General features: G+C 41.9%; 3 protein-coding genes and 2 pseudogenes. All 5 read right to left on the bottom strand.

What is annotated here, in order from left to right:
* Positions 1-246: 246 nt before the first annotated feature.
* Positions 247-981, bottom strand: a complete 735-nt coding sequence (locus tag OCV65_RS13165) for a MerR family transcriptional regulator (RefSeq protein WP_066557019.1) — start codon at positions 979-981, stop codon at positions 247-249.
* Positions 982-1,276: 295 nt separating this feature from the next.
* Positions 1,277-1,384: pseudogene (locus OCV65_RS13475) on the bottom strand (methionine--tRNA ligase subunit beta); the annotation flags it as partial.
* Positions 1,378-3,651 (bottom strand): annotated as a pseudogene (locus OCV65_RS13155) (SpaA isopeptide-forming pilin-related protein); the annotation flags it as partial. The pseudogenes OCV65_RS13155 and OCV65_RS13475, both read right to left, overlap by 7 nt.
* Positions 3,652-3,935: 284 nt before the next feature.
* Positions 3,936-4,886, bottom strand: a complete 951-nt coding sequence (locus OCV65_RS13150) for a ParB/RepB/Spo0J family partition protein (protein ID WP_055057186.1) — start codon at positions 4,884-4,886, stop codon at positions 3,936-3,938.
* The gene (locus OCV65_RS13145) at positions 4,843-5,667 is read right to left on the bottom strand and encodes a ParA family protein (protein WP_054754259.1); all 825 of its coding nucleotides are present in this window, start codon (positions 5,665-5,667) and stop codon (positions 4,843-4,845) included. Before OCV65_RS13145 ends, OCV65_RS13150 begins: the two co-directional genes overlap by 44 nt.
* Positions 5,668-6,255: the final 588 nt, after the last annotated feature.

The following is a 6,255-nucleotide window of genomic DNA, read 5'->3' as shown; positions in this document are numbered from 1 at the left end:
TTTTTTTCGTGGGATTGACGTTACCACGTTATAGGTTTTCTAAGCCGTCCGCCAGCCTTGACATGAACCTCAGGTAATGCGTAGGGTAATCACCCCGACGGCGAAGAACTCAAGAACAGTTATCTTGTAGTTTGCGAATATCCATATAAATAGAAAAAGCCCTTTGAGAAAAGGATTTTCTCCTCTCTCAAAGGGCAAGTTCAAAACTGGATTTATCGTGTGCATTACATAAATAAAAATTCAATTTTACTCTGCATTATCACAATATATCTCTATTGCATCTGCTACAAATATTGCTGTACCTTCTCCACCATATGCATCAATATTTGTTGTAAAATCTCCACCTCCTGAATACATTTTTCCTAATCCACGCAAAATCTTATTTGTACAAGTATATAAGTTTTGGGTAATATAATCCTGTAATCTTCTTACAAGATTCTGTGCATCATCAGATGCTGGATTCATATTCTTCATCTCTCCGGCTTCTTTAAAAAAAAGCATAAATCTATCTGCTAAGATTTTCTCATCTTCTTCAGTTCGATTCTTTTGCTTTTCTTCCATCTCCTTATATTCTGGTGTATTACCGTATAATTCCTTTGCCTGTCTGCTATATTCATCTAATTTACTTCTATCAAAAGCCTTAAAATCCATGTGTTTCACTCCTAACAATTTTATTCCAAGAGCAAAGTTCATTAAGTTCTCAATATGTTCCTTTTTAAGCTTAAGCAGCTCTATTTGTTGTTCTAAAGCTTTGCTTCTGTCAAAATCAGGACTATTAACAATCATCTTAATGTCTTTAAGAGGAAACTCCAATTCTCGAAACAGCAAAATATGTTGAAGGCGTTCCAAATCTGCATCGTCATACAATCTGTAACCCGCATCGGTGTATCCCGTCGGATGTAAAAGACCAATCTTGTCATAATATTGTAGAGTGCGTATACTCACTCCGGCAAGCTTACTCACTTCATTTACTGTCATCATCATCATTTCCTCCTCTCTCGATAAATATACTTTAAACCATTACGCAACGTAGGAGTCAACAGTTTTTTCAAAAAATATTTTATACAAATTCCCGATTTGTATTTCTGTCCATTCAGAAAATGGGCAATCCCGATTGGAATTGCCCACTCATTGCACTGATTATGCGATTTTTTCTTGCTTGCACCGATTTCTGCATCAAATGATGTAAGTTTGATGTAAATCGCTGTTTTTTCAGTTTTTTATCAAATGAAGTACGTCCCGTCTATTCGGTAAAACGGTACATCTTTACATCATCTTAATAGAGCTTTGCACCTGCCGGAATGTGGTCATCTACCATCAGAAGATGAAGCTTTTCTTCGCCTTCTTCTTCATGAATAGCACTGAGGAGCATACCGCAAAGGTCATTTTGACCTGATTGCCCTGTGGGTCGTAAATCTTAAATCCTGCTCCTGCATACGGAATACTCTTTCCGCTTTCTGCGTCCACCTTGACTACATTGACAAAGCTCTCAAAGTTACGGTTATTGATAAGATAACGGTAGGTCTGTGCGTTCTGTGAAATGAACACATCAAAATCGTCCATCATCTCTCTGCCTTCCCAACCGGAAGTCTGGTGTACGGTATAAATACCATACGGCATATCTTTTGTCTGACCGAAGCCATTTTCATCGCAAACGATAGTATCTCTCTCGTCTTTATTGGCTGCGTCATAGCTTCCAGCAGATTTCAGATAAATCTCAAAGGAAGCACCCTTTTCAGGAGTTTCAATCTTTGTTTCTCCATCATCAGTGTGTTTAATGATAGCCACATTGCCTTTGATTACCTGCTCGATTACATCATTGGAAGTAAGGTTGTGTTCTACCTCATAAAGTTTCGGGTCTGCACCTACTTCATGGATAGTCTTATCAAGCAAATACCCCTCTGACGGAGTAATTTCTCGGATTGTCCAGTCGGTATCACAAACATATTCTTTAGTAGTGAACTGACCGTTTTCATCAGTAACATACTTATCTACAAGCGTTTCGCCCTTATAGATACCGTAAACTGCTCCCGAAAGTTTGGCATTGCCCTGTGCTTCGCCTTTCTCAGCGTCGCTCTTTGTTACTGTTACAGTAAATTTCTTCAAAATGTTATTGAAGTTTCTTGTGGTTACTTCTTTCCACTTCACTGGTGCAGTCTGATTTTTCGGCACAACATAACGGATAGCCGTGTCTACTTCTTCAAGGGTATATGGTTCAGAACCACTGATAAGCACATCTTTGAAAGTTGCCACACCGTTTTTGTCTGTAACTGCATACTGGTCAACAGCATCATCGGAAAGAGAAGTACCGTAAAGATGGAACTTCACACCTTCAACAAGGTTATCTTCTGAGGACTTCACTACCTGAAGGTCGCCACGCTTCAATTTGTTATTGAAAGTGACCTTTGCAACCTGCCCTGCCACAACAGTAACTCTATGTGTTTCCTGCGGCTCGTACTTATCGTATGCCTGCTCGGTTACGGTATAGATACCCGGCATAAGGTTATCAATCTGGAACTTACCGCCATTAGCTGTTGTAACCGTCTGATTGATACCGTTTCCGGTAATCGTGAAGTTGATACCGTCAACCTTGCCGTCCTCACTGGTCTTTACAATCTGACAAGAACCATAGCTGACTTTCATCTTCACAAAACCGTTGATACTGTCGCTTACTTCCTGAGCATAGCTGACAACATCCTGCACACTGGAGTTCTGACCGTGTTTACCCTCTGACCATACAACCACACCTCTTCGTACTGCATTTTTCTTCGTTGCGGTAATCGTAAATTCCTTACTCGGTGCAGTATCCATAGAAACAGTAAGTTTGTTACCATTCACTGAAAAGCTCACTCCACTGATGCTTGCCTTGAAATTATATTTGGACAGCACATTATTGGAGTCTGTCAGAGTAGTTGTGTACTTGCTTCCGTTCCACTCAAGTTCTATTGTCTTTGCCGAACCGGATGATTTATTACAAAAGCTCGGTATGGTTGCATGGTTCTGTACACTCTGCACCATACTGTTGTAATAACTGAAAATCTTATTGCGGAGCGGATGCTTTGCATTGATGACATCTTTCACATTGCTGCAACCACTGGCTGCTACATGATTGAAGTTCGCATCACGCTCTCCGATAACAGTTTCCCAGATAAGAAGCTGTGTAGCATAAGCCTGTGCAATGCTGTTTGCTGCTGCTTCATTCTGTGACCTCCAAGATGTCGAGATTGTCCCACGATAGCCATACTGTAAAATACGACCAACGAAAAGACGGATTTCATCTCCGGAAATAACCCCGTTGGCTGCAAGGTTATTAAAATAATTTTCGTCATACTTATTCATTGTCTGACCGACCTTGAGCGAAATTCCCGGCTCAATACAATAAGCAACATTGCCTGAGTATGAGCCAATAGCCTTAAGATTGGTAAAATTGGAACGTCCGGTATGCCAACCATTTTTCAAGGTCAAATTGCTGTGTCCCCATACCCCATCGTAATTAGCATCGCCATCACGAGGGAAATCGACCATATAAACATCGGCTTTTTCTCCCGAAGCAGCATATGCTGTTGTCGAGCCAATGCCTGCAAAAGTGGTCACACACATAAGGGTCGCCAAGAAAAGCGACGTGACTCTTTTGAATTTTGACTTTATCATTGCGTTTCCTCCTGTAAAAATTGAAAACACACCGTATCGCTACGATGTGCCTTTATGGATTTTTTCTTACGGCAGAATTTACCTGCCGAAAAACAAATACGGATTTTTCGTTAATTTTTCATTTTACCATACACCTCCAGTCCGTTCATACTGTGCGATTGCCCCTTAGAGATAGACATATACTTTGAGATAGTTATATTCAAGTGAGATAATATATATCATTTTCGGTAGGTAGAAGTATAACTAAGGGGTTAGAGTGTGAGAAAGGGGAACTGTAAAACAGGCTATCTGCTGTCACGCTCTGCACGGTTACGCAAAAACTTGTTGTAATGCTCCAATGCCTTGCAGACAAAATCCTCCGTCTGACTGACGGGAATGTTTTTCGGGATAAGCTGTCTTACTCTGTCGCCCCTCAACACGATTTTTTCCTTTTGGTTCGGCTTTTCCTCAGACATAACAGCGTGGATTGCTTCTGTTGTAAGGTTGCCCTCGTTGAATAACTTTCGCATACGGATTGTCTGGTCGTGTGACGGGGTAGCGTCATTCAGGTCGATTTCGTCAACCACATCACGCTGGCAATCTTCGTCAAGATAGGAAAGTTCTACGGCAGGACGCATTTTAATACGCCCCTCGTCAACAAATTCAAGCAATTCAGGAACAAGGTTTGTCAGGCGAATATACCTGCGTATTTGTTCACGACTTTCCCCTACTTCTTCTCCAATACGAGAAACCGAAAGGGCATCTTTACCTGCCAACTTCTCCACCAGTGGTGTAGAAGTTAAATCTGTTCTTTGTCCCTGCCTTTTCATTGCTTCCAAACGCATTTTATAGGCAAAGGCTTTTTCACTCGGCAATATCTCTGACCTCTGGAAATTACTTTCAACCATTAAAATGGTCGCTTCATCTCTGTTCAGGTCTACAATCTCACTTCTCAGGGTTTCAAATCCTGCCAGTTCACAAGCTCGCTTTCGTCTGTGTCCTGAAACAAGTTCGTATCTGCCGTCCTCTTTCTGCCTTACCGTTGCCGGAGTAATAACTCCTCTTTCCTTGACACTCTCCACAAGCTGCATCATATCTTCATCGTCCCTGACCTTAAACGGGTGGTCGGGGAAATCATCAATCAGCTCTAACGGAATATCTCGGATTTTTGAAAGCTGTTCTTCATCTCTCTGTGCCTGCGTGGTAAATAAATCATCGAGCTTCGTGAGAGTGAAGTCGCTCTTTCTTCCTGCCATCGGCTAACACCTCCTTTGTAAATTCAGCGTATGCCTTAGACACTGTGCTGTTTGGCTCATAAGCATAAATGCTTTTACCTTTGGAAGAAGTTTCAGCGGCTTTTACGGCAATCGGGATTTGTGTTCGATACATCCTTATCTGATTACCGAAGTTTGCCCTGAGTGCTTCCACCGTACTCTTTGCAAGGTTTGTTCGGCTATCCACCAAAGTAAGCAGCATACCGTCTATCTTAATATCCGGATTGATATACTTCTTTACTTTTGAAATGGTCTGCACAAGCTGTGTCATACCCTTTGCAGGCAAATACTGAGCCTGAACCGGAATGATAACACTGTCTGCCGCCGATAAAGCATTGAGAGTAACCATACCAAGTGAAGGCATACAGTCTATAATTACATAATCATATCTGTTCTTCACTTGACTCAGATAATTCTTGAGTGTAGTTTCTCTGCTCATTGCGTTTACAAGGTTAAATTCCATTGCTGAAAGCTCAAGGTTTGCCGGAACAAGGTCAACACCTTCTTCGTGGTGCAGGATACCAACCATAGGGTCTGTCATCGTTTCATTGATTACATCTGTGAGTTTCGTTGCAAGCGTGATACCCAAACCGTCTGTATCCTGCCAACCAAGACAAGTCGTTAAATCGCCCTGCGGGTCTGCGTCTATGAGCAATACTTTCTTGCCCTGCATTGCAAGCCCGACTCCAAGATTAACGGTTGTGGTGGTTTTTCCGACTCCGCCTTTCTGGTTACATACGGAAATCGTTTTGCAGTTTGACACTTCTTTTTGCCCTCCTTTCTGAAAATTCATAGCCACCGCATTATGGCTATGTACCTGACCGACTCATTTCCTAATCGGTCATAGCAATATTTGTTCTCAACACCCCTTGCCAAGCAAAATGCTTATGGGAAATCACTAAGGAACAGACTGCTTATCTGTATCATAGGGTTCTAACCTCTGCCGGGTACTCCGCCAGCTCCGTAGAGAAGTATCATTATCATTCTGACTGTCATCGCCATATCAGGGGCAACCTGATACTCATAGCCGGAGTTCTCGCTATTCTGAAATACAGAAATCACGGCGTACCTACTAAAGTGGCTATCATCAGAAATAAAGTCTTAGTGAATGACTTATTCAATTTTTCAAGCGAAAAGGCTTCCGTTTTTTGCTATCCGGAATGAACCCCTTCACTCATTTGGACAAAGGGGTATGAAATGCACACCCAAAATCGACGCTTTTCCGAAAATTTTTTGGGTCAATCATTTTTTTCGTGGGATTGACGTTACCACGTTATAGGTTTTCTAAGCCGTCCGCCAGCCTTGACATGAACCTCAGGTAATGCGTAGGGTAATCACCCCGACGGCGAAG

It is taken from the genome of Dorea ammoniilytica (assembly GCF_025567415.1).
Classification (GTDB): Bacteria; Bacillota; Clostridia; order Lachnospirales; family Lachnospiraceae; genus Claveliimonas; species Claveliimonas ammoniilytica.
The sequence above is the reverse complement of the archived record's forward strand: the minus strand, read 5'-3'. Positions and strand labels throughout refer to the sequence as shown.

Excerpts from the sequence above, each read along its gene's own strand:
- OCV65_RS13150 (WP_055057186.1), bottom strand. The coding sequence starts at position 4,886 with ATGGCAGGAAGAAAGAGCGACTTCACTCTCACGAAGCTCGATGATTTA.
- OCV65_RS13165 (WP_066557019.1), bottom strand. The coding sequence starts at position 981 with ATGATGACAGTAAATGAAGTGAGTAAGCTTGCCGGAGTGAGTATACGC.